Annotated in this window: 21 protein-coding genes; 12 read left to right on the forward strand and 9 right to left on the reverse strand. The window is 64.8% G+C overall.

What is annotated here, in order from left to right:
- Positions 1–420: 420 nt before the first annotated feature.
- The 4 genes from BG83_RS0111085 to BG83_RS0111100 all read left to right on the forward strand — a co-directional run bounded on the left by BG83_RS0111085 (position 421) and on the right by BG83_RS0111100 (position 3,047).
- The gene (locus tag BG83_RS0111085; RefSeq protein WP_024976781.1) at positions 421–750 is read left to right on the forward strand and encodes a (2Fe-2S) ferredoxin domain-containing protein; all 330 of its coding nucleotides are present in this window, start codon (positions 421–423) and stop codon (positions 748–750) included.
- A 34-nt stretch (positions 751–784) separates the two neighbouring features.
- Positions 785–1,432 carry an alpha/beta hydrolase gene (locus BG83_RS0111090; RefSeq protein ID WP_024976782.1) on the forward strand — a complete coding sequence of 216 codons (648 nt, stop codon included), beginning with the start codon at positions 785–787 and terminating at the stop codon, positions 1,430–1,432.
- Positions 1,433–1,524: 92 nt separating this feature from the next.
- Positions 1,525–2,727, forward strand: coding sequence for a D-alanyl-D-alanine carboxypeptidase family protein (locus BG83_RS0111095; protein ID WP_024976783.1), 1,203 nt, complete (start codon positions 1,525–1,527; stop codon positions 2,725–2,727).
- Positions 2,728–2,747: 20 nt separating this feature from the next.
- A complete protein-coding gene (locus tag BG83_RS0111100) occupies positions 2,748–3,047 on the forward strand; it encodes a YbeD family protein (RefSeq protein ID WP_024976784.1) in 300 nt (99 codons plus the stop codon).
- An 89-nt stretch (positions 3,048–3,136) separates the two neighbouring features.
- On the opposite strand, the gene BG83_RS0111105 is transcribed toward BG83_RS0111100, so the two are convergent.
- Positions 3,137–4,099, reverse strand: coding sequence for a transcriptional regulator GcvA (locus BG83_RS0111105; RefSeq protein WP_024976785.1), 963 nt, complete (start codon positions 4,097–4,099; stop codon positions 3,137–3,139).
- A 150-nt stretch (positions 4,100–4,249) separates the two neighbouring features.
- Here BG83_RS0111105 and BG83_RS0111110 point away from each other — a divergent pair, with 150 nt between their 5' ends.
- From BG83_RS0111110 to lipA, 3 genes are all read left to right on the forward strand, one after another.
- A complete protein-coding gene (locus tag BG83_RS0111110; RefSeq protein WP_024976786.1) occupies positions 4,250–4,609 on the forward strand; it encodes a DUF2917 domain-containing protein in 360 nt (119 codons plus the stop codon).
- 159 nt (positions 4,610–4,768) lie between these two features.
- On the forward strand, positions 4,769–5,458 hold the full coding sequence (lipB, locus tag BG83_RS0111115) for a lipoyl(octanoyl) transferase LipB (protein WP_024976787.1): 690 nt from the start codon (positions 4,769–4,771) through the stop codon (positions 5,456–5,458).
- A 42-nt stretch (positions 5,459–5,500) separates the two neighbouring features.
- Positions 5,501–6,502 (forward strand): lipoyl synthase, encoded by a 1,002-nt coding sequence (lipA, locus tag BG83_RS0111120; protein ID WP_012761007.1) that lies wholly within the window; start codon positions 5,501–5,503, stop codon positions 6,500–6,502.
- 78 nt (positions 6,503–6,580) lie between these two features.
- On the opposite strand, the gene BG83_RS0111125 is transcribed toward lipA, so the two are convergent.
- The 5 genes from BG83_RS0111125 to BG83_RS0111145 all read right to left on the reverse strand — a co-directional run bounded on the left by BG83_RS0111125 (position 6,581) and on the right by BG83_RS0111145 (position 11,727).
- A complete protein-coding gene (locus BG83_RS0111125) occupies positions 6,581–7,042 on the reverse strand; it encodes a hypothetical protein (RefSeq protein ID WP_024976788.1) in 462 nt (153 codons plus the stop codon).
- Between the two features lie 245 nt (positions 7,043–7,287).
- The gene (locus BG83_RS0111130; protein WP_024976789.1) at positions 7,288–7,590 is read right to left on the reverse strand and encodes a CBU_0592 family membrane protein; all 303 of its coding nucleotides are present in this window, start codon (positions 7,588–7,590) and stop codon (positions 7,288–7,290) included.
- 65 nt (positions 7,591–7,655) lie between these two features.
- Complete coding sequence (locus BG83_RS27730) at positions 7,656–8,465, reverse strand: TorF family putative porin (protein WP_024976790.1); 810 nt, start codon at positions 8,463–8,465, stop codon at positions 7,656–7,658.
- Entirely contained in the window at positions 8,465–10,186 is a 1,722-nt protein-coding gene (betA, locus tag BG83_RS0111140; RefSeq protein ID WP_024976791.1) for a choline dehydrogenase, read from the reverse strand. The genes BG83_RS27730 and betA overlap by 1 nt, the downstream gene beginning before the upstream one ends.
- 17 nt (positions 10,187–10,203) lie before the next feature.
- Positions 10,204–11,727, reverse strand: coding sequence for an aldehyde dehydrogenase family protein (locus BG83_RS0111145; RefSeq protein ID WP_051541469.1), 1,524 nt, complete (start codon positions 11,725–11,727; stop codon positions 10,204–10,206).
- 269 nt (positions 11,728–11,996) lie between these two features.
- On the opposite strand from BG83_RS0111145, the gene BG83_RS27735 reads away from it, so the two are divergent.
- The 3 genes from BG83_RS27735 (at position 11,997) to BG83_RS0111160 (ending at position 14,999) form a co-directional block, all read left to right on the forward strand.
- On the forward strand, positions 11,997–13,442 hold the full coding sequence (locus tag BG83_RS27735) for a helix-turn-helix domain-containing protein (RefSeq protein WP_024976793.1): 1,446 nt from the start codon (positions 11,997–11,999) through the stop codon (positions 13,440–13,442).
- A 187-nt stretch (positions 13,443–13,629) separates the two neighbouring features.
- Positions 13,630–14,700: a DMT family transporter gene (locus tag BG83_RS0111155; protein WP_024976794.1), complete on the forward strand. Its 1,071-nt coding sequence runs from the start codon at positions 13,630–13,632 to the stop codon at positions 14,698–14,700.
- Complete coding sequence (locus tag BG83_RS0111160) at positions 14,697–14,999, forward strand: hypothetical protein (protein ID WP_024976795.1); 303 nt, start codon at positions 14,697–14,699, stop codon at positions 14,997–14,999. The genes BG83_RS0111155 and BG83_RS0111160 overlap by 4 nt, the downstream gene beginning before the upstream one ends.
- Before the next feature lie 180 nt (positions 15,000–15,179).
- Here BG83_RS0111160 and BG83_RS0111170 read toward each other — a convergent pair whose 3' ends face one another.
- Together BG83_RS0111170 and BG83_RS0111175 are read right to left on the reverse strand one after the other, a co-directional pair.
- Entirely contained in the window at positions 15,180–17,282 is a 2,103-nt protein-coding gene (locus BG83_RS0111170; protein ID WP_024976796.1) for a phosphocholine-specific phospholipase C, read from the reverse strand.
- Between the two features lie 86 nt (positions 17,283–17,368).
- Positions 17,369–17,587 (reverse strand): hypothetical protein, encoded by a 219-nt coding sequence (locus BG83_RS0111175; protein ID WP_024976797.1) that lies wholly within the window; start codon positions 17,585–17,587, stop codon positions 17,369–17,371.
- 383 nt (positions 17,588–17,970) lie between these two features.
- Here BG83_RS0111175 and BG83_RS0111180 point away from each other — a divergent pair, with 383 nt between their 5' ends.
- Complete coding sequence (locus BG83_RS0111180) at positions 17,971–19,935, forward strand: NRPS-independent rhizoferrin synthetase (protein ID WP_024976798.1); 1,965 nt, start codon at positions 17,971–17,973, stop codon at positions 19,933–19,935.
- Complete coding sequence (locus tag BG83_RS0111185) at positions 19,932–21,176, forward strand: rhizoferrin export MFS transporter (RefSeq protein WP_024976799.1); 1,245 nt, start codon at positions 19,932–19,934, stop codon at positions 21,174–21,176. The genes BG83_RS0111180 and BG83_RS0111185 overlap by 4 nt, the downstream gene beginning before the upstream one ends.
- On the opposite strand, the gene BG83_RS0111190 is transcribed toward BG83_RS0111185, so the two are convergent.
- Positions 21,164–22,354, reverse strand: a complete 1,191-nt coding sequence (locus BG83_RS0111190; RefSeq protein WP_024976800.1) for a VanZ family protein — start codon at positions 22,352–22,354, stop codon at positions 21,164–21,166. The genes BG83_RS0111185 and BG83_RS0111190 overlap by 13 nt on opposite strands.
- Positions 22,355–22,383: the final 29 nt, after the last annotated feature.

Consider the following 22,383-nt stretch of genomic DNA (forward strand, 5'->3'; position numbering starts at 1 on the left):
GCTCAACTGCTCGCCCGATCCGACCCGCCCTGGTGTGGTCTCTCTCCTGCCTCGATACGCCGATGTGTCCGGCGCCTCCCGCAGCAGGTTGCTCTTTATTGCAAGGGCTATGCCAACGTCAAACTCAAGCACTGGCGGCCCGCCAACCCTTGCCCCACCTTGGTGTGACTACGATGGCACCCGCCTCAGCCGTCGTCAATCCCGGAATCCGCGCACAGAAGGCGTCCAGACATCCGGAAAACGTGTTGCGACGCAGCATCGCGCCGTCGCGTCGCACCGGCATCCTGCGGGAACGGTGACATCGGGGCCGTATAATGCCGGCTCGTTACGCAAATCCACATGGGTGCGCGACGCCAGGAAGCCATTCGCATCCTGCCGCACGTGCCGTCACGCAGCCCTCCCAGCCTTCTCGGTCCGCCCATGAGCAGCCATTACAAGCACCACGTTTTCTTCTGCCTGAACGAACGCGAGGACGGCTCGCGCTGCTGTGCAGATTTCGGCGCGAAAGCCATGCAGGAATACGCCAAGAAGCGCTGCAAGGAACTCGGCATCAACGGCGAAGGCCGCGTGCGCATCAACAAGGCCGGCTGCCTGGACCGCTGCGAACTCGGTCCGGTCATGGTGGTCTACCCCGAGGCCGTCTGGTACACCTTTGTCGACAAGGAAGACATCGACGAGATCATCCAGAGCCATCTGGTTGAAGGCAAACTGGTCGAACGGCTGATGGTCGACCGCCCTGCCAACGCGTGAGCCTAGCTTTACTGCATCTGCTTTCCCCTTTTCCATGAACGTTCATACCGAAGAACGCCTGATTCCTGGCCCGGTCGGGCAGATCGACCTGTCGATCGACCAGCCGGACACCGCGCCGCGCGGCCTGGCGCTGATCGGCCATCCGCATCCGCTGTTCGGCGGCACCAAGGACAACAAGGTCGCGCAGACGCTGGCACGCACCTTCGTCGGCCTGGGCTATGTGACGGTGCGCCTGAATTTTCGCGGTGTGGGCAAGACCGAAGGCACGCACGACAACGGCATCGGCGAGCAGGACGACATGCTGGCCGTGCTCGACTGGATGCGTACGCAGACCGAATGGTCCGCCGACGTGGCCACGCTGCCGCTGGCGCTGGGCGGTTTCTCGTTTGGCAGCTTTGTCGTGTCGCAAGTGGCTCGCCGTCTGGCCGAAGCGGGCACGCCCGCCGAGCGTCTGGCGCTGGTCGGCACCGCCACCTCCCGCTGGGATGTCGCGCCAGTGCCGGCCGACACCATCATCATTCACGGCGAACAGGATGACACCGTGCCGCTGATCGACGTGCTCAACTGGGCGCGACCTCAGGAGCTGCCCGTGATCGTCATCCCGGGCGCCGATCACTTCTTCCACCGCAAGCTGCATCTGATCCGGCAGCTCATTACCGGCGCCTGGGCGCCGCAGCCGTAACACCAAACCCGTTGATTTTCCGGACGCCGCGCCCCCCCCCTTTTTTCTGGCAGGCGGCGCCATTGAACTCCAAGCAGACCGCAGGACCCGACATGCAGACCCGCTTCGCCCATTTCACGCCCCTCGCCTTCCATTCCGCCGCCGCAACCGCTGTAGCAGCCGCCGTGCTGGTCACCGCGTTGCCCGCCATGGCGCAACCGGTACCTGCCCCGCAGGTCGCGGCCCGCTCGTGGATGCTGACCGACGTGACCAGCGGCCAGGTACTCGGCGGCGCGAACATGGACGAACGCATCGAGCCCGCCTCGCTCACCAAGCTGATGACGGCCTATCTGGTCTTCGAAGCCGTGCGCGACGGCAAGCTCAAGTACGACCAGATGATCACGCCCACCGAGACCGTGCGCTCGGTCAAGACCGACGAATCGCGCATGTTCCTGCAAGCCGGCAAGCCGGCATCGGTGCGCGAGATGACGCAAGGCTTGATCATCCAGTCGGGCAACGATGCAGCCCTCGTGCTAGCCGAGGCGGTAGGTGGCACCGAGAGCAACTTCGTGATGCTGATGAACCGCGAAGCCGAGCGTCTGGGCATGAAGAGCACACATTTCGCGAACGCCGCGGGCCTGCCCGATCCGAATCACTACTCGACTGCACGTGATCTTTCGATCCTGACCGCGGCGCTGATCAAGGATTTCCCGCAGGACTACAAGTTCTACTCGCAGAAGGATTTCACCTATAACAACATCAAGCAGTCCAACCGGAACCGCCTGCTGTGGCTCGACCCGACCGTCGACGGCGGCAAGACCGGCCACACCAAGTCGGCTGGCTACTGCCTCGTCACCTCGGCCAACCGTCCGCTGCCGGATGTGCCGGGCGCCAACCGTCGCCTGCTGTCGGTCATCATCGGCACCAAGAGCGACGCTATCCGCACACAGGAGAGCCTGAAAGTCCTGAACTACGGCTACCAGTTCTTCGATACGGTGCGCCTGTACAAGGCCAAGGAAGCGCTGCAGACGCCCGACGTGTACAAGGGCCAGGCCAAAAACGTGAAACTGGGCGTGTCGGAAGACAAGTGGATCACGGTGCCCAAGGGCGCAGGTGCGCGCCTGAAGCCTGTGCTGGAGCGCAAGGACCCGCTGATCGCCCCGATCGCGCAAGGCCAGCAACTGGGCATGGTCAAGGTGATGGACGGCTCGACCGTGGTATCGGAGTTCCCGGTGGTGGCGCTCGAAGCCGTGCCGGAAGCCGGCTTCGTCGGCCGCACGATTGACGCGGTCAAGCTGTGGTTTAAAAAGAAGTAATCACCCCCATTTACTTCGACATGACCTCCTCTCACACCACCCCGCCGGGCCACATTCCGCCCGAACAGTCGCTGATCGAGTACCCGAGCGATTTCCCCATCAAGGTGATGGGGCCGATGCATGACGATTTTGCCGCGACCATTGTCGAGGTGGTCCGCCTGCACGATCCGGAGTTCCACGAAGGGCGCCTGGAAACACGCCCGTCTTCGAGCGGCAACTACCTGGGCCTGACGGTGATCGTGCGTGCGACGAGCCGCGAACAGCTCGACGCGCTGTACCAGGCGCTGACAAGCCACCCGATGGTGAAGATCGTGCTGTAACGCACCTCTGCGCCACCAGGCAGAAAGCAAAACGCCCCGGTCATGCCGGGGCGTTTGCTTTGTCAGCGAGTTTTTTTCGATGGCCAGGCTCAGCCCTTCGAGACGTGCCCCAGGCACACCGCGTTGTCGTTCATCAGCCCCGCCAGCTTGAGCTTGAACGCCGCAATCTCCGGCAGCAGCCACGTGCGGAACGCCTGCATCTTGGGCGTCTGCAGCGCGCTGTGCGGACACACGAAGTAGTAGTTCCACGGGCACGGGATCGTCGTCTCGAACAGGCGCACCACGCGACCGGTCAGCAGGTCATTGAAGGCCAACGTCGGGCGGATCAGTGCAATACCCTGCCCCGCTGCTGCTGCCTGCAACAGCAACGACGAATCCTGGAACATCAGCCCGCCGCGCGGCTCCACAAACCCCTCCACGCCGGCCGCATCGAACCACGGTTTCCATGCCTCGCCCTCGCTGCGCAGCAGGGTCATGCTCGCCATCTCGGCCAGCGTGCGCGGCAGACGTCCGCCGTTGAACGCGGGGCTGCAGATCGGGAAGAACACATCGTCGAGCAGCTTTTCCACGTACAGGCCCGGATAGTTGCCCGAACCCATGCGCAACGCCACGTCCACCTCTTCGCGCGCGAAGTCGACCAGTGCGGGGCTGGAGAATAGCTCCACCTCCAACTCGGGATGGCGCTCGATGAAGGTGCCGATGTGCGGCGTCAACCAGCGCGCGGCAAACGACGGCATCGTGCTGATGGCCAGGCGGTTATCGCGGTTGCCGGCGCGCAGTTGGTGCGTGGCCTGGGCGATCTGGTCGAGCGCCTCGCGCACGCGATCGGCATAGGCGCGGCCCGCGTGGGTGAGCATGACGCGCTTGCCGCGCCGTTCGAACAGCGGCACGCCCAGCTCGTCCTCCAGCGTGCGCATCTGATGGCTGACGGCACCGTGCGTAACGAACAACTCCGTCGCCGCACGCGAAAAACTCTCATAGCGTGCCGCCGCCTCGAACACCCGCAGCGCGCCAAGTGACGGCAAGCGCATCGGCTCGCGGATTTCAGTCATCTTTCCCTCCGGATTTTCGTAGCGCGGCGTGGTTTTTATGTGAGCTGCGCTATCAAGAAACGCAATATATATCGTTTGGTACAAGGCAACCAAGCGCCTAGAATTCCTTCAACGGCAAGGCCCCATCCCACTGCCGTGAAGGAGCCGATCATGAAAGCTGTACTAACAAAAATTGTATTCACTCTGCAGCCCGGCGAAGTGGTGGCATTGCGCATGCCGGCCAACCAGAATCTGCGCGTCGAAGAAGCCTACGGGCACGACGTATGGATCACACACGAGAACAAAGCCGGCGACGAATGGCTGCACGCGGGCGGCAGCGTTGCCGTAAAACGCGGTGAAGAAATCGTCGTCTCGGTAGACCCGAAAGCCCTCGGCCCAGTCGCATTGGCCGTGGAAGCCACCGACGGTCACATGCCGCGCCAGCCGTGGCACGTCACGAACGGATGGCGCCACACACTCGCCGCACTCGGCTGGAACGAGCACGCCGACACACCGGTCGTTGCCGCCTGAGCCCGAAACCTGTTCTTAGCCTCCTTTGCGGCATCTGCTGCAAAAGCCGACGCCGGCGCCGATGCCTCCCATCGCGCCGGCTTTTTTTTGCCCGACCCTGCGACCGAAGCGGGCAAAGGCACAGGGCGCCGTTAGCGGCCCTGCGCTACACTCGCGGGCATGATTCCGATTGACATCGTCGAGCGCGGCTTGCAGGACTACGCCGCCTGCTTCGACGAAATGCAGACATTCACCGCGCAGCGGGGCCCCGATACGCCCGACACGATCTGGCTGGTCGAACACCCGCCGGTGTTCACGCTCGGCCTGGCCGGCGATCCGGCGCATCTGTTGGCTCCCGGCAACATCCCGCTGGTGAAAGTTGATCGTGGCGGCCAGATCACCTACCACGGCCCCGGCCAAGTCGTCGCTTACCTTTTGCTGGATTTGCGCCGACGCGGGCTGTTCGTGAAGGCGCTGGTCGACGCCATCGAGGCGGCCGTCATCGAGACGCTCGCCACGTATAATGTCGCCTCCGAACGCAAGGCTGGCGCCCCCGGCATCTACCTGTCGAGCGGGCCACATGCTGGCGCCAAGATCGCAGCGCTAGGCCTGAAGATCCGCAACGGCTGCAGCTACCACGGCGTGAGCCTGAACCTGGCGATGGACCTGTCGCCCTTCACGCAGATCAACCCGTGTGGCTATGCCGGCCTGGAAACCGTCGATATGGTGACCGCCGGCGCCCGTGATGCGTGCGGACGCGCCGTCGATGCGAACGACTGGCAACCCGTTTCCCGCGGCCTGGCCAATGCGCTGGTCGCCCAATTGCAGCAACGCGCGCAAGCGCACCCCGCCGAGGCCGCTACCGCATAGCGCCCTGAAATGCACGAGCCGCAAGCCCGTGCGGAGAACACGATGACCGATTCCGCCGCCGGCGCCACTGAAGTCGCCACCCCTGCCACCCCGTCGAACAAGCCGTACGACGCGACGGCCAAGCAGAAGTCGCTCGACAAGACCGCACGCATTCCCATCAAGATCGTGCCGGCCGAGAAGCTCAAGAAGCCGGATTGGATTCGCGTGCGCGCCGCCACCGGCAACTCGCGCTTCTACGAAATCAAGGACATCCTGCGCGCCAACAACCTCGTGACGGTGTGCGAAGAGGCAAGCTGCCCGAACATTGGCGAGTGCTTCGGCAAGGGCACGGCTACGTTCATGATCATGGGCGACAAGTGCACGCGCCGCTGCCCGTTCTGCGACGTCGGGCACGGCCGCCCAGACCCGCTCGACGTGAACGAGCCGGAAAACCTGGCCAAGACGATCGCTCAACTCAAGCTCAACTACGTCGTCATCACCAGCGTCGACCGCGACGACCTGCGTGACGGCGGCGCCCAGCATTACGTCGATTGCATCTCGCGTACGCGCGCCCTGTCGCCGGCCACGCGCATCGAAGTGCTGGTGCCGGACTTCCGCGGCCGCCTGGAGAAGGCGCTGGACATTCTGCAGGAATGCCCGCCCGACGTGATGAATCACAACCTCGAAACGGTGCCCCGCCTGTACAAGCAGGCCCGCCCCGGTGCGGACTACGCGCACTCGCTCAAGTTGCTGAAGGACTTCAAGGCCCGCAACCCGAACGTGCCGACCAAGTCCGGCCTGATGGTGGGCCTGGGCGAGACGGATGAGGAAATCCTCGAAGTCATGCGCGACATGCGCGAGCACGACATCGACATGCTCACGATCGGCCAGTATCTGGCGCCGTCGGGCCACCATCTGCCGGTGCTGCGCTACGTGCACCCGGACACCTTCAAGATGTTCGAAGAGAAGGCGTACGAGATGGGTTTCACGCACGCGGCCGTGGGCGCCATGGTGCGCAGCTCGTACCACGCGGATCAGCAGGCACACGAAGCCGGCGTGGTCTGATCACGAAGCAGAAACGCAGCACAAACAAAAAGGGCCTTGGGTTGTACCCCAAGGCCCTTTTGCTTTGATGCGGCTCGATCAGACGCGCGAAGCGCCATCCTTCGGATACGAGGCATCGCCGTTCCACGACAGATAGCCGTAGGTATCAGCTTGGCGATCAGCGCCCTGTGTGTAGACGTCGTACTTGGCGGCAGCGCCATCAGTGTACGGATCGGCCTTGGCGATTGCGCCATCGGTGTACGGGTCAGCCCTGCCGACAGCACCTTGGGTGTACGGATCGAAGCGGTCGTTCTTCCACGACAGGTAGCCGTAGGTATCGGCTTGGCGATCGGCGCCTTGGGTATAGACGTCGTACTTGGCGGCAGCGCCCTGGGTGTACGGATCAGCCTTGGCGACAGCGCCTTGCGTGTACGGATCAGCACTGCTTTGGACGGCAGCGGCGGCCGGTTGGGCCGACAGCAGCGCTGCGGAAGCCGAAACCGTGGCCACCAGGGCCAGCAGAGCGTTACGGGAGAAAGCGGTTGCGAGACGGGTGTTCATGATGGGCTCCTGATCTGTCTGGATATTCGGTTGCGCTCAGTTCGTTGCGCTTGTGATCAGAATAGATCGTTGCCCATGATGAATAAATACTCAATTTAAGAAAATACTGTTCTTCATACATCAACAATTGTTCAGCACCCGTGCCGGAAAAAGAGACTCTTGAGCCATATATCTAGCGGCGATCCCAAATCGGTCCCGCAAAAAAACCGCGTACGTAGACGCGGTTTTAACCGTGAGGGGCGAACCTACTGCTGCGCGGGATGCCCCGGGCGCGGCGCGCCAGCGGGTTCCGCTACCGGCCGCCCCGCTTGCTTATTCCGCCACCAGCCCATCAGCGTCAGCGCCAGCCAGAAGAACTGGGTGAGAAACGACGCGAGATTGAACGCGCCCATCAGCGAAATCAGGATGCAAATCGGTCCAAGCAAATTGAGGCGAACGGCAAATGCGCCGGTCGGCGGCTTATGCAGGACCTGCACGCCAAAGTGCGCAGAAACATAAGCGGCGACGCCGACCAGACCGACAACGTCGGTAAAACCCAGGGAGGCCATGGTGTGTGCTTTGAAAGCAGAGGTTGTGGAGAAAGGGTTGCAGGTAGCGCGCCGTCGCCTGCCGCTCAGTACTTGGCCGTCAGCTTGAGGGCGACCGTGCGTCGGCCGAGCGTCATGCGATCAGTGCCGTTGCGCACGGAGACCTGACGGGCGTAGGCAGATGCGTCCGCACCGGTCAACGCAGCGGACAGCGTCAAGAACTTGTTGATGGGGCGCGAGAGTTCAATGCGGTAGTCAGTGAAACTGAACGCGCTGTGGTTGCGCACGTGCTCGTGGCCAATATGCAGGCCGAGTGTGAAGTCGTTGGGCAAGGGCACGGCCCAGTTGGCTTCGGCGTAGGTGGAACCGCGGCTGCCGCGATCGATGCCGTCGGCCAGCGAATTGCCATCGAAGCCGAAGTAGTTCGACAGGGATGTCCACAACTTGACCGACACGCCGCGCCAGCCGGCGCCGACCATCCATTCCGTGTAGTCGTAGCCCGTGCCGGGGCCGCCGCCGACCGCCTTGTCGTAGCGGGCACCGGGGTACCAGTAGCGGTAGAGCCCGGTGGTCAACTCGACGCCATGCGCAACGGTGGTGGCATAGCCGAGGTAGGTATCGATCTCGGCATGTGCCCCTGCAATGACGTGATCGCTGACCTGGGAACCCCATGCACCGGCATAGAAACCGCTCGGTGCGGTGTAATCGACGCCGGCCTGCAGGGCAGGTTTTCCCCAGGTCTGGTGCAGGCCGCGCGAGACGTATTGCGAGACAACCGATGCATTGGCCGACCAGCGCTTGTCCTCGCCGGCCGGCACGTCATCCGCCAGTGCGGGCAGGGCAGCAGCGCACGCCGCCGCCCCACCCAGCATTGTCGCGACCTTGCGCCAGCGCATCACGCCACCACCAGTTCACTGGCGACCAGCGGTTTGGCCGGCGCCTGCAGCGGCGATTTGCCATGCACATAGAACGCCGCATCGGAGCGAGCGAGCGGCGCCACACCGCGAATGCGGTCGGCAATCTTCTCGGCCATCATGATCGTCGGCGCATTCAGGTTGCCGGTGACGATGCGCGGCATGATCGACGCATCGACCACGCGAAGTCCGTCGAGTCCATGCACGCGGCCCTCGTTGTCGACCACGGCCATCGGGTCGTCTGCGGGCCCCATCTTGCAGGTGCAGGACGGATGGAGTGCGGTCTCGGCGTGATGGCGTACGAAGGCATCGATCTCGGCATCGGTCTGCACGCTCGGACCGGGGCTGATTTCGCGACCGCGGTATTGATCGAAGGCACGCTGCGCGATGATGTCGCGCGTGATGCGCACACCGGCACGGAACTCGCGCCAATCCACATCGTGCGCCATGTAATTGAAGAGGATGCGCGGCTTGTCACGCGGATCGCGCGAGGCGAGCTTCACGTAGCCCCTGGATGGCGAACGCATCGAACCCACGTGGCACTGGAACCCATGCATCTTCACGGGGTTGCTGCCGTCGTAGTTCACGGCCAGCGGCAGGAAGTGGTACTGAATGTTCGGCCACTCGAAGCTGTCATCGCTGCGGATGAAGCCGCCCGCCTCGAAGTGGTTGCTGGCGCCGGGGCCAGTGCCGTGCATGTACCACTCCAGGCCGACCTTCGGCTTGTTGTACCAGAGCGTGTTTTCGTAGATCGACACCGGCCGGATGCACTCGTACTGGATGTACATCTCCAGGTGGTCCTGCAGGTTCTCGCCCACGCCCGGGAGGTGCGCGACCGAGTGGATGCCCATCGCGCGCAGGTCATCCGCATTGCCCACGCCCGAGCGCTGCAGCAACTGGGGCGAAGCGATAGCGCCACTGGTGACGATCACCTCGCGGCGCGCACGCCATGTTTCGCGCTTGCCATCCATCAGCGCTTCGACGCCCACGGCACGCGTGCCATCGAAGATCACGCGATCGGCCAGCACGCGTGGCAGCACGGTCAGCGTGGACCGTTTGCGCGCATTGTCGAGGTAGCACAGCGATGTACTGGCACGTCGACCCTTGGCGGTCACGGTGCGATCCATCGGGCCCAGACCTTCCTGGCGATAGCCGTTCAGATCGTCCGTAGCCGGGATGCCGGCTTGCTCACCGGCTTCGATAAAGGCGTGGAACAGCAGGCTGTTGTCGTGCTTGGGCGTGGTGACCTGCAGCGGGCCAGCGTCGCCGTGCCAGTCGTTGGCGCCCTTGTCGTACGTCTCCGATTTGCGGAAGTACGGCAGGCAGTCGGCATAGGTCCAGTCGTCCAACTGAAAATCGCTCGCCCAGCGCTCATAGTCCATCGCGTTGCCGCGAATGAAACACATGCCGTTGATGAGCGACGAGCCGCCCAGCCCCTTGCCGCGGCCTTGCGACATGCGGCGGTTATTCATGTGCGGCTCGGGCTCGGTTTCGTAGGCCCAGTTGTACGCGGTGCCCTGCAGCGGATACGCCAGTGCCGCCGGCATCTGCGTGCGGAAATCCCAGCGATGGTCAGGGCCGCCCGCTTCGAGCAGCAGCACGGTCACGTCCGGGTCTTCAGTGAGGCGCGCAGCCAGCACGCAGCCGGCAGAGCCCGCGCCCACGATGATGTAGTCGTATTCCTGTACGGTGTTTGTGGTCAAAAGATGCCCTCCCGTTCTTACGCAGCGTCCGCGCCGAACCAGCCCATCGGCTGCGGAGCGAGGTTGATGTAGCTGTGCTTGAGTTCGGTGTACTCGTCCAGTCCGCCGCGGCCCAGTTCGCGGCCGATGCCGCTGGCCTTGTAGCCGCCCCACGGTGCCTCGGGAAAGTACGGGTGATAGTCATTGGCCCACACGGTGCCGAAGCGCAGTGCGCGGGTCACACGGTTGGCGCGGTTCAGGTCGGCCGTCCACACGGCGCCGGCTAAACCGAACGGCGTGGCGTTGGCGCGGCGCACGGCTTCTTCTTCGGTGGAAAAGCGCTCAACGGTCAGCGCCGGGCCGAAGATTTCTTCGGTGGCGATCTTCATGTCGTCGCGCACATTGGTCAGCACGGTCGGCTCCAGCCAGAAGCCACGCTGGAATGCCTCGCCTTCCGGTGCCTTGCCGCCACAGCGCAGCACAGCACCTTCCTGCACGCCGGCCTGGATCATGTTGATGATCTTCTGGCGCTGGAAGGCGGATTGCACCGGGCCCATCTCCGTGCCTTCAGCGAAGCCATTGCCCACGCGGATGCGTTTGACGCGCTCGACCAGCGCATCGACAAAGCGGTCGTGGATACCGTCTTGCAGCATCAGGCGCGATCCGGCCGAGCACACTTGACCCGCGTGGAAGAACGCCGCGTTGACCGCGTAATCGACGGCGGTATCGAAGTCCGCATCGTCGAAGATGATGTTCGGGTTCTTGCCGCCCAACTCCAGGCCGATCTTCTTGAAGTTGCCGATGGCCGCGCTCATGACCGCCGCGCCGGCAACCGCGCCGCCCGTGAACGACACGAGATCCACGTCCAGGTTGCGCGACAGCTCGGCACCGGCTTCACCCGCGCCCGTGACGAGGTTGAACACGCCCGCCGGCACGCCGACCTCAACCAGCAGCTCGGTAAAGCGGTGCGTGGTCAGCGGCGTCAGGTTGCTCGGCTTGACGATGACGGTGTTGCCCGCGCCCAGCGCCGGCGCGATCTTCCAGGCGGCTTGCAGCAGCGGGTAGTTCCATGGCGTGATGAGGCCGCACACGCCCACCGGCTCGCGCAGCGTACGGCTGATGACGGTGTCCGGTGCCTCGTTGATGAGGCCGGATTCCGTGGCGACCAGGCCCGCGAAGTAGCGGAACGTCGCGGCAATGCCGTCCATGTCCCAGCGGCTTTCGATGATGGTTTTGCCGGTGTTGAGCGATTCGAGCGTCGCCAGGTTCTCGGCGTCGGCGTCGATGGCGTCGGCAATCCGGTTGAGCAGGCGTGCACGCTCGCGCGGGCCGGTCTGGCGCCACGGGCCTTCGTCGAATGCGCGACGGGCGGCGGCGATGGCGCGCTGCGCATCGGCCACGGAGGCGTCGGCCGCCTGCGTCAGGACGTTTTCGGTGGCGGGATCGACGATGTCGCGGTACACGCCGCCTTCGGGCTGCACCCACTGGCCGTCGATATAGAGATCAAGACGGGGAGCCAGTGCGGCGGAACGGAAATCGGTGGAAAGGGAAGCTTGCGTCATATCCAGTACCCCTGTGGATGATGGGCGCGCAAAGAAGTCGGCGCCCGAAATGCCGGCACCGAGGCGTCTTGTCAGACACCCATCCGATGCGGCGACCCTGAAATTCACTGATGGTGTTTTTATTTACCTTTGGAGAATTTTCGACTAGTCTAGAAAAAATTAGTTGCACCAGGCCAATCGTTATGACCTAACGCTGCAATTTATCGATAAATTCTCGCTATTTTTGTCACGCTATACTGTCGCGAATCACTTCCAGTCAATCCGCCCCCATGACCGCCGCAGCACTTCCGCCGTCCGACGGCCCACTTGATGACGACAGCTTTGCTGGCCGCCTTAAAGGCGTGCTGACGCGCGGTCGCATCCAGCTCAAGCAAGTGGCGGCGGCGCTGGGCGTGTCACCGTCTGCCGTCCATAAATGGACGCGCGGCGGCGAGATCGAATACGCCAACCTGCTCGCGCTGGCGCGCTTCCTGAACGTGAACTGGCTCTGGCTGCGCTACGGCGACCGGGCTCTGGCCGACCTGGAAGCCAGCCTGGCCACCGACGCCCGCGCCCGCGAAGGCCGCCAGAAGCACATCGCCGCGATCATGGAAAGTGAGGCGCGCATGACCTTCGCGCAGGAGATTTCCGGCGTGGTTACGTGGGAGTGGAACCTGCTGACGGATGCGGTGGCGTATTCGCCGAATGTCGCGCGCCTGTTTGGACGGCCGATCCGCACGCTGGAGGATTTCTGGCAATGCGTCGTTGCCGAAGACGTGCCGGGTGTGCAGGCGGCAATCGCTCAGAACCTGACCGCGGGCGGCGTCTACGCCCATGAATTCCGCATCGCACCGGCACCCGACGTGGTGCGCTGGATCGTCTCACGCGCCACGCTCGTGCGCGACGCACAGGACCGGCCGGTCAAAATGATCGGCCTGAGCCTCGATACCACCGAGCGCCACACGGCCGAAGCCGCGTTGCGTGATTCAGAGGCGCTGCTGGCCAAGGCGCAGCAGATCGCCCACCTCGGCAGTTGGATCTGGGAACCCGGCAGCGACGCCTGCCGCTGGACGGATGAGGCCTACCGCCTCTTCGGCTGGGCGCCGCAAGTCACGCCGGTGACGATGGCTCGTTATCTGGACGCCATCGTTCCCGCAGACCGCGCCCGTGTGCAGGCCGTGTTGGATCGGGCCGTCGCCTCACGGCAGCCGTATCGCGTCGAATACACCATCACCCTGCCCGATGGCACGCGCCGCCACCTTCGTGAGGAAGGCGAGGCGCAGGACCCTTCCGCGGCCACGCCCACGATGATCGGCGCGGCGCAGGACATTACCGCGCAAGTGCAAGCGCAGGCCGCGTTCCGTGACAGTGAGTCCAAACTGCGCACGCTGTTCGAGCAAGCACCGATCGGTATCGCGCAGGTCAGCCTGGAAGGCCGCTGCCTGAGCGCCAACCCGTGGTTGTGCAAGCTGCTGGGCCAGTCCGAAGCGGCGCTGCAGCAACGCACGCTGCTGGACCTCACGCACCGCAGTGACCTCGCACGCCATCTGCGCCAATACGGCGAGTTGCTCGCCGGGACGGTGCCCACGTATGCGCTCACGCTGCAGTTGGTACGCGGCGACGGCTCGGCAGTGCCGGTGCGCATGACCACGTCCTTGGCACGCGACCCGGCCACAGATGCCCCGCTGCACATGATCACCGTGGTCAATACGGTGCCCGAGGCGGGCGCGTCCTAGCCTACGGCGTCAACTGACGTCGCGAACGTCAACGCCTGACATTTCCAATCCATCACGATTTTTCCGGCACGCCTGGAGGGCCGGCATAGACTCCAAAGAACTATTAGTTAATTTCTTAACCTCCAGTAACTAGGGCGTCACACGCGTTTTCCCTGCACCTGGCGCCTACAGAACAAGGAGATCGGTTTTGGCCTCTTCCTCCGCCGCCCGCGCGGCACATCATCAACGCACTCTGCAATGGGGCTACCGCTGGGCGCTATGGGCGGCCATCCTCTGGGGCGCCTGGTACGTGCCGGGCACGGCTGTCTGGCATGAATCTCCGTTTGCCACGATGGACCTGTCCGATCCGCGCGCATTCCTGGTCTGCGCGGCCGTCATCACGGCGTTCCATAGCGTCATGGTGACGGTCTTCCAGTGGGTGTGGCTCGGCTCTCTCGGCAAGCTGGGCGATTACTTCCGCACCATCGGCCAGTTCCGCAAGATCTCGCGCTGGTACTTCATTGCGGCAGTCGTCGGCGGGCTGATGGCCAACTTCGGCTCGTATCTGGCGATGGGCTATGTCGGCGCCGTGTTCGCGGCAGTGGCCGGGCTGCTGTATCCGGTGGTGGGCGCGACGGTCGCCAAGCTTTGGTACAACGAGCGCATCACCGCGCGGGCGGCAGTGGGCATCGCCATCATCATCCTGGGCGGCGTGGCGATCTACGCGCCGGCATTGATGGCCGAATCGCACAGCGGCGGCAATCAGTGGATCGGCTACCTGGGCGGCGCCATGGCGGCGATCGGCTGGGGCCTGGAAGGCGCGATCGTGGGCCGTGCCATGGACGTGACCGACCCTGACTGCGGGGTCTCCATCCGCTACACCGCCGAGGCCATCTATTGGGTCGTCCTCATCCTGCCGGCCATCGCCCTGTTTGCGCATGTGCCTGTGCCGGTAACGGAGATTGCCTCAGGCATTGTCCACAGCAAGGCGCTGCTGTGGCTGGTCGTGGGCGGCGTCACCTTCTCGTTCTGCGCGGTGGCCTGGTACAAGTCGTTCCCGCTGATCGGCGTGGGGCGCGGGCAAGCGCTGGGCGCGTTCTACGCGATGTTCGCCACCCTCTTCACCGCCATCTTCACGCTGCAGTTTCCGGAGTGGTACTTCCTGATCGGCCTGGCGCTGGTGATCTTCGGCGGCTTCGTGATGGTGTCGGAGCGCTCGGAAAACCTGGAAGTGATCCGCGGCGGTGCCACCCCTGCATCCACGGAGACGCACGCATGAAACTGCACACGAAGGGCTACATCCTGCAACTGCTTGCGGGCAACGACACGCTGTGGGACAGCGACATCGCCCATCGCACCTGCATCGAATACTGCAAACCCGAAGACGAATACTGGACGGGCAGCATCCGTGCCATCCTCGCGGATCTCTACTCCGGCGGGCTGGTGCAAACGGCTGAAGACACGCTGGACGAAGCCACGGGCAAGGTGCACTTCCGCTACGCCATCACCGATTTTGGCCGTCAACGCATGGCCGACACCGGCCTGCTCGACCTCGAACCGAAGGAGACCACGCAATGACCGATTACTGGGGCTATCCGTTTGCCGATGTGTTGGCGATCGTGGTGATCGTCGGGCTGAGCGCACTGGCGCTGTATCAGGCACGCACGTACACGAAGCAGCTCTGACACTGGAGCATCAAAAAAGAAAAACGGCCCGCCGGCAGACCACGCCGGCGGGCCGTTTTTACTTGGATACCGCTTATGCGCTCAGCGCCGGATCGGACACACTGACGCGGCCGGTCTCAACGTGACCGGCGAGGCGGCGCTCGAAGCCGGCATCGGTGCTGGCCGTGACGGTCAAGTCGTACCAGGCGTACTGGCTGCGCAGGTCGAGGTACACCGACGCATCGTCACCGCCGCGCACTTCGCGCTGCACGCTCTCGCCCGTGTACGCGCTCTTGATCGTGAAGACCGTGGGCGCGCGGCCGTGGTTGATGAGGCGCAGTTGCAGGTTGCCGTTGGCCACGTCGTAGCCCTCCTTCACTTCCAACGCACGGCCATGCGGGCGCAGCAAGCCCGACAGCGCGAGCTTGCCTGCAAAGCGTCGCAGGAAGCCGTTCGGGCCGTGCACCGTGAAGTCGTACGCGCCACCGGCGTTCACGGCCAGCTTGTCCGACAGGCGCTTGCCTGCTTCCACCGTGTAGGTGCGCGGCGCATCGGTGCTGCCCGCGGTGTAGACGAGGAAGGCCGCACCCACGTCGCCGGTGTTCACGAATTCCAGTTGGAACTTGCCGGCCGCCTCATCCTGGCGGCCGCGCACGAACAGTTCGTACGGCAGGGCGCGCGACGGGCGCACACCGGTTTCCTGCTTCGGCACGGCCTGCACCAGCGGCGGCAGCGGCACGTAGCTGGCGTGGCGCAGCTTGTCCTTCGGCACGTAGGCGGCGGTGCTCGGCAATGCAGGCACCACCTCGTTGGGCGTAGCAAAGTTGAACGCAGACGTCAGATCACCGCACACGGCGCGACGCCACTTCGAGATGTTCGGCGACTTCACGCCGTGCGTGCGCTTGAAGCGTTGCTCGATGAAACGGATGATCGATGTGTGGTCGAACGTTTCCGAGCACACGTAGCCGCCCTTGGACCACGGCGATACCACCAGCATCGGCACGCGCTGGCCCAGGCCGTAGCTGCCGGCACCGTACGTGCTGTTGCCCGGAAAGTATTCGCCCGTGGTGTCGACCGTCGACAGCCCATTGCTGCCCGACGAGGCAAACGGCGGCACGAGGTGGTCGAAGAAGCCGTCGTTCTCGTCGTAGGTGATGAACACCGCGGTCTTGCTCCACACCTCGGGGTTGGAGGTCAGGACCTGCAAGACCTGATCGATGTACCAGGCGCCGTAGTTGGCCGGCCAGTTCGGGTGCTCGGAGAAAGCCTCGGGCGCGGCAATCCACGACACCTGCGGCAGCGTGCCGTTCTGCACGTCGCGCTTGAGGATATCGAAGTAGCCGTCGCCGGCCGCTGCGTTGGTGCCGGTGCGCGCCTTATCGTACAGCGGGTTGCCGGGCTGCGCGTTCTGATACTGCTTGAAGTAGAGCAGCGAGTTGTCGCCGTAGTTGCCGATGTAGGCGTCGCTCGTCCAGCCCCAGGAGCCGGCCGCATCGAGGCCCGTGCCGATGTCCTGATAGATCTTCCACGAGATGCCGGCGGCTTCCAGCACTTCCGGATACGTCGACCAGCCGTAGCCGGCTTCTGCGTTGTCGATCACGGGGCCGCCGCCGACGTTGTCGTTGCCGACATAGCCCGTCCACATGTAATAGCGGTTCGGGTCGGTCGACGTGGGCGTGGCGCAGTGATAGGCGTCGCAGATGGTGAAGGCGTCAGCCAGTGCGTAGTGGAACGGAATGTCCTGGCGGGTGAGATACGCCATCGTCGTGGTGCCCTTGTGCGGGACCCAGCCGTCGTAACGCCCGCCATTGACGGCGAGGTGGGTGTCGTTCCAGCCGTGCGGCAGGTCTTGCAGGAACTGCAGGCCCAGATCCGGCGCGCTCGGGCGGAACGGCAGGACTTCGCCCACGCCGCCGGCCATCGGCTGGTGCCACACGCTCTTGCCCGTCGGCAGCGTGACGGTGCGCGTATCGCCGTACCCGCGCACGCCCTTGAGCGTGCCGAAGTAATGATCGAACGAGCGGTTCTCCTGCATGAGGATCACGATGTGCTGTACGTCTTCGATATTGCGGTGCGCGTTATGGGCGGGAATCGCCAGCGCCTGGCGAATGCCTTCGGGCACCGCGCCCATGGCTGCGGATGCAGCAGCCAACTGGGCGGCGGAGCGGAGAAAACCACGGCGACTGTTGGAGGTCATGTTCTCGTCCTGATGTCTGTGTATTTGGGGGGTGGTGGGGGGGGGGACAACACGGGGCAGCGACTGACTGAACGCAACGCGCAAAGTCAGTCGACGGTATGAATCACAGGCGGTGCCAAGACGTTTTGCGAGGCAACGGCGGGCGGCGGCGAGGCGGGCGGCACGGAAGCCGGCGCGCGCACCACGGCAGGCACATGTGGGTCAGAAGCATCGCAACCGCTCAACACGAGCGCGAACAGCACAGCCGCACCCGCCACAAACGCAGGCACGCGGCGTGAAGCGCTGGCATTTCGGTTGGCAGACACAGATGACCTCCAGATGACCTCGGCGAGCCTGACTGTGCTGCGCGCGCTGTCTACTCACCACGCGCTAAGGTAGAAAGGATTCATGTCGGTTACGTGACGACGGCACGCGCCGGCTCCATCACCCGAGCTCGCAGATTGATGGAATAGTGTTGCAAGTGCGAATCATTCTCATCTACACTGCAGCGCACCAAATGGCGCCACCGTGCAGCCGATCAGGCTGCTTGCATTGCGCACATACCGAGAAGAACGAGCCTCCCTTGCAGCTTCCCCATGGGAGCGCTGCATTCCCGCCTGTCTCTGAAGCGGCCCCTACATCAGGACCCCTTGTGCTGCAGGGTCGAGCCCCGCTCGCCTGCACACGCTCATGTCCCGTAGGAGCCCTCATGCAACGTCGATCCGATACCGCCGCCAAGACCCAAACCGCACCCGCAGCTGCGGCCGGCAACTTCCGTCTTGAATCCATTCCCGCGCTGCTCGAAGTTGGCGTGCAGGCCGAGCATTGGTCAGCGGCACAACAACTGGCACGGCGGCGCGTGCTGTCGCGCCTGCTGCAGGCGCTGTTTCGTGAAGCGCTGCTCAATGCCGACCAGCTCATCGCCGATACACGCGCCGATGTGACGTTGCTGCCGATCTGGCAGCAGCGCGTGCTGTTGCGTTTCACTGGTTTGCGTCCGGGCGCGCTCGGCAGCTGGACATTGACCGGTGATATCGCCGTGCTGGCGCACGAGCGCCCGCCGGCACCCATTGAACGTCCGTCCGCCCTGCTCAACTGGCTCGCGCCCATGCTGGACATTGGCGATGCCACCGACGCCCACCGCCTGGCCGCCATTGCCCGGCTCGCGACGGAACTGGACAACAGCCAGGACAACGACACGCTGTGCCAGGCCTATCGACTGGCCTGGGGCGAGCGTCTCGCTACCGAGCACCGCACCGCAGCGTGCCAAGACGCGCTGGCCCTGCTCTGCGGCGATGGCACGCCGTACGCCCTGGCGCGTACCGAACAGTGGGGCACTGGCGGCCACCCATGGCATCCGGCCTACAAGACTCGGATGGGCCTCGCGCCTGAACAGGTCATCGCGCTCTCACCGGAGTTCGAAGCGCAGGTGCCTATCGGCTTGGTGGCCGTCGCGGCGCATCGGCTGCAGGTCACCACGATGGACGGTGTGCAGCCGTACGCCGACTGGTTCGCGGCAACCTTCCCCGACGCGATGGCGGCGTTTCGCAAAGCCTTGCTGGCACGCCAGCTCGCGCCCGAAGCGTGGCTGCCGCTGCCCGTACATCCGTGGCAGCGCGACACGACGCTCGGCGAAACCTTCGCAGCTGAATTCGCCGCCGGCGAATTGATCAATCTGCCGGATATCAGCATTGCCGCCCGTCCGACGATGTCATTTCGCACTGTGGCCGCGACCGACGCGCCGGGCGGCCCGATGCTCAAGCTGCCGGTCAGCATGCGGCTGACCAGCGTTGAGCGCACCGTATCGCCCAAATCGGCAGTGATGGGGCCGCGCGTGAGCGCCCTGCTGGAACGCATTCTTGCGACCGACGCGGGATTGGCGAGCGCTCTGTCGATCGTGCCTGAACGCCATGGCATCCACGTGGCTGGCACGGATGACGATCGCGCCCGGCATCTGTCGATGATCGTGCGCGACAACCCGACCACGCGCGTTGCCGGGATCGCGCGGCTACTGCCAGTCGGCGCCCTCTTCACGCCGGACTTCACCGCCGACATGACGCACACAGACACACCCGTGCTGCTCGACACCGTGCTGGCGCGCCAGGCCGACGGCACGCGCGCCGAGCGGGCAGCGCGTTTCTTCGACGCGTACCTGCGCGTCGCCATTCCGGCCATCGTCGGCCTCTATCTGCGTTACGGCATTGCTCTGGAGGCGCATCAGCAGAACACCTTCGTCGTCATCGACGAGGCCGGCATGCCGGTGCGGCTGGTGGTGCGAGACTTTGGCGACGTGAAGATCGCGTTGCCGACGCTGCAGGCACAGGGCTTTTCGATCGAGCCGTTCCGTGCCGGCCACACCACGTATCCCGATCGGGACATTCCGCGCAAGAAGCTCATCCACGCCTTCCTGCTGTGCCATATCGGTGAACTAGCCCTGGCGCTGTTTCCCGAGCACGGTAGCGCCGTCGGGCTGCACCAATGGCATGACGCCATGCAGGCCGTGTTTGAAGCCAACCGCGCAGCGCTGGATGCCGACACCTGGGCGCGCGAGCGCTACGCGCTGCTCGAAGCACCGTGGACGTTCAAGACGTTCGTCCGCATGCGTCTGCGCGACCAGTCCGACGACATGCACGCCGCGCTGCCCAACCCGCTGGCTGCAGCCGCTCGCGCATGAACCCGGCAACGACTGTGGACGCGTGGCGGGGGGCCATCCGGTGGCTCCTCGTCATCCAGGCCCTTTCAATGGGCGCGATGGAAATGACGGGGCCGTTCTGGCCGCTGTTCCTGCGTGAGCTGTCGCCGGTGCCGCACGTGCCGTTCGCGTGGGTGGCGAGCGCAGCGTACTTTGCGCCGATGGCCGCCACGCTCGTCACCGCGCCATGGTGGGGGCGCCTGGCCGACCGTGTCGGGCCCAAGCCGATGATCCTGCGGGCGCTGGTCGCGCTGGCCGCGTCACAACTGTGGTCGGTCTATGCAGACTCAGCAGCAAGCGTGCTGCTGGCGCGCACGGTGCAAGGCGGGCTGGCGGGCTTTCTGGCCGCCGCCCAGATCTACGCCATGCGCGTGGCGCCGGCCGACATGCGCCGGCGAGTCTTCGCCGATCTGCAGACCGTCACGGCGTGCGGCAGCTTCATGGCCCCGCCGGTTGGTGCGTGGCTCGTGGGGTGGATGGGCTTTCGCATGGCCAACACGGCGGGCGCGGTCGTGATCCTGGCGTGCATTCCGCTGGCGATGGTCTGCCTGCCCGCGATCAAGCCCGCCGCGCAGTCCGTAGACGAGCCGGACGCCGATGCTCGCCAGGCACGTCACGCTCCGCTGGGCGCCCTGGTGATCGGCCTGTTGCTCGGCACAGTGGCGGTGCAGGCGGCACGCGTCATGCCGCAAGGCTTCCTCGCGCCGTATATCACCGAGACGCTGCATGGCTCGGTGATGCTGGCCGGTCTGGCGTACAGCGCCACGGCCGCGACACTGGCGCTGTCTGCGCGCTGGTGGGCAAAGCGGTTTGCGGGCCTGCCCGTGCACGTCACGCTAGGGCGCGTCTGCGCATTGACCGCCGTCTGCGGCCTTACTGCGCTCTGGCAAGGCGTTGCTCAGGGGGAAGCCGCGTTCATCGCTGCGCGCCTGGCGTGGGGTCTGTGCCTGGGCGGCCTGCTACCGGTCCTCAACAGCCTGGTGGCAGAAACCAGCCCGGAAGATCGTCAAGGCTTTGCTTTGGGGTTGTGCAGCAGTGCAGCCAAGGGCGGCGCGCTCATCGGCCTGGGCGTGGCGGCGTTGTCGACGGGCCTGTTCGGATGGCGTGCGGGCTTTGTCGCCATGACCGCCATGTACCTGGCGGCACTGCTTGCCCTGCTGGTCATACGCCGCGCAGCCTCACCACACGCAGCATCGGCGGTGGGGCAGACTCAACGCGCCTGACGTCCGGCGCGCCGCTGCAGCTGTGTCTGCTCGGCGCGCCAGGCGAGGTAGCCGAGGCCGAGAAACGGCCACAGCCAGCCGATCCATTGAGAAAGGCTGTTGAAGTGGACGAAGCGCCCCAGCCGCCAGCTTTGCGCCGACACCCACGAATATGGGCTCGGCGGCAGCACGTTGGACAGGATGATCAGCGCGATCAGCAGGGCCATGGCCAGCGCACCGCGCAGCCAGCGCGGCAGGCGCACCAGCAGCACCAGCACCAGCGAGCCGACGACCAGCCCGAAACGCGCGCCAGATGAAAGCCAATCCCACGCGCCGCCCAGCGGAAACTGCAGCACCGTCGCCCCCGCCTTCACCAGCAGCGCGCCGGCCAGCAACGCGGCCAGCAGGCGCAGCATGGGCGCCCCGCGGCGCATGGCCACGCTGGCCAGCAGCCCCGTGCCGATCCAACTGCAAGCGGTGATGAGGGCTTCCAGCAGTTCCTGGCGCTGCAGCGCTTCCGGGTGCGCCGTCAGCTTGTCCTGCCAGTCGAACAGCTCCGGAAACCAGCCGTTGAGGAAATTGACGACAAACGCATCCGGCGATGGATCGAGCAGGATGCTGCGGATCACCCCGCCCATGCTGAAGAGAAATTCCTGCGGAAAAATCTGCGCAAACGGCCATACCAGCATCAGCAGGATCGCAAAGGTCGCATGCGGCTCGAACCAGCGGCGGCGCAGGCGGCGCAGCCCGCCCCGGTCGATCAGCCGCGCAGCAAACGGCAGCATGACGATGCTGCCCAGCAGCGCGCCCAGCGTATTCGTCGCCAGATCGACGTTGGAGGATACGCGCGTGGGCAGATAGGTCTGGATCGCTTCCATGGCGCCCGAGAGCAGCAACCCCGCCAGCAGGGCCAGCAACACCGCACGCCAGCCCGTGATGCGCGGGTGCAGCGCCAGCACCGTCAGCATGCCCAGCGGCATGTAGCCCCACACGTTGGTGAGCAGGTCGAAGCCGGTGTTGTAGCGCGGCAGCGGTGCGCTCAGGAAGGCAAACGGCGACACGCCGGTGTCCGTCCAGCCGGCAAACGGATACAGGCTGGCGTAGACGACCAGCAGCACGAACCACCCCAGCCCGGCGCGTGCAAGCGGCGAGTGGCGATGCGGAGTGGGTGCGGCGGGTTGCGAGTGGAAGTCCGTCACCGGAAGAAGCAGCTATCTATCTAGGAGGA

Source organism: Ralstonia pickettii, assembly GCF_000607165.1.
GTDB classification, from domain to species: domain Bacteria; phylum Pseudomonadota; class Gammaproteobacteria; order Burkholderiales; family Burkholderiaceae; genus Ralstonia; species Ralstonia holmesii.

Bases quoted from the DNA above. Each gene is read 5' to 3' on its own strand.
- BG83_RS0111100 (WP_024976784.1), top strand. From the start codon at position 2,748: ATGACCTCCTCTCACACCACCCCGCCGGGCCACATTCCGCCCGAACAG.
- BG83_RS0111090 (WP_024976782.1), top strand. From the start codon at position 785: ATGAACGTTCATACCGAAGAACGCCTGATTCCTGGCCCGGTCGGGCAG.
- BG83_RS0111105 (WP_024976785.1), bottom strand. From the start codon at position 4,099: ATGACTGAAATCCGCGAGCCGATGCGCTTGCCGTCACTTGGCGCGCTG.
- BG83_RS0111085 (WP_024976781.1), top strand. From the start codon at position 421: ATGAGCAGCCATTACAAGCACCACGTTTTCTTCTGCCTGAACGAACGC.
- lipB (WP_024976787.1), top strand. From the start codon at position 4,769: ATGATTCCGATTGACATCGTCGAGCGCGGCTTGCAGGACTACGCCGCC.
- BG83_RS0111145 (WP_051541469.1), bottom strand. From the start codon at position 11,727: ATGACGCAAGCTTCCCTTTCCACCGATTTCCGTTCCGCCGCACTGGCT.
- lipA (WP_012761007.1), top strand. From the start codon at position 5,501: ATGACCGATTCCGCCGCCGGCGCCACTGAAGTCGCCACCCCTGCCACC.
- BG83_RS0111110 (WP_024976786.1), top strand. From the start codon at position 4,250: ATGAAAGCTGTACTAACAAAAATTGTATTCACTCTGCAGCCCGGCGAA.
- BG83_RS0111125 (WP_024976788.1), bottom strand. From the start codon at position 7,042: ATGAACACCCGTCTCGCAACCGCTTTCTCCCGTAACGCTCTGCTGGCC.
- BG83_RS0111185 (WP_024976799.1), top strand. From the start codon at position 19,932: ATGAACCCGGCAACGACTGTGGACGCGTGGCGGGGGGCCATCCGGTGG.
- BG83_RS0111160 (WP_024976795.1), top strand. From the start codon at position 14,697: ATGAAACTGCACACGAAGGGCTACATCCTGCAACTGCTTGCGGGCAAC.
- BG83_RS0111170 (WP_024976796.1), bottom strand. From the start codon at position 17,282: ATGACCTCCAACAGTCGCCGTGGTTTTCTCCGCTCCGCCGCCCAGTTG.
- BG83_RS0111180 (WP_024976798.1), top strand. From the start codon at position 17,971: ATGCAACGTCGATCCGATACCGCCGCCAAGACCCAAACCGCACCCGCA.
- BG83_RS27735 (WP_024976793.1), top strand. From the start codon at position 11,997: ATGACCGCCGCAGCACTTCCGCCGTCCGACGGCCCACTTGATGACGAC.
- BG83_RS0111130 (WP_024976789.1), bottom strand. From the start codon at position 7,590: ATGGCCTCCCTGGGTTTTACCGACGTTGTCGGTCTGGTCGGCGTCGCC.
- BG83_RS0111095 (WP_024976783.1), top strand. From the start codon at position 1,525: ATGCAGACCCGCTTCGCCCATTTCACGCCCCTCGCCTTCCATTCCGCC.
- BG83_RS27730 (WP_024976790.1), bottom strand. From the start codon at position 8,465: ATGCGCTGGCGCAAGGTCGCGACAATGCTGGGTGGGGCGGCGGCGTGC.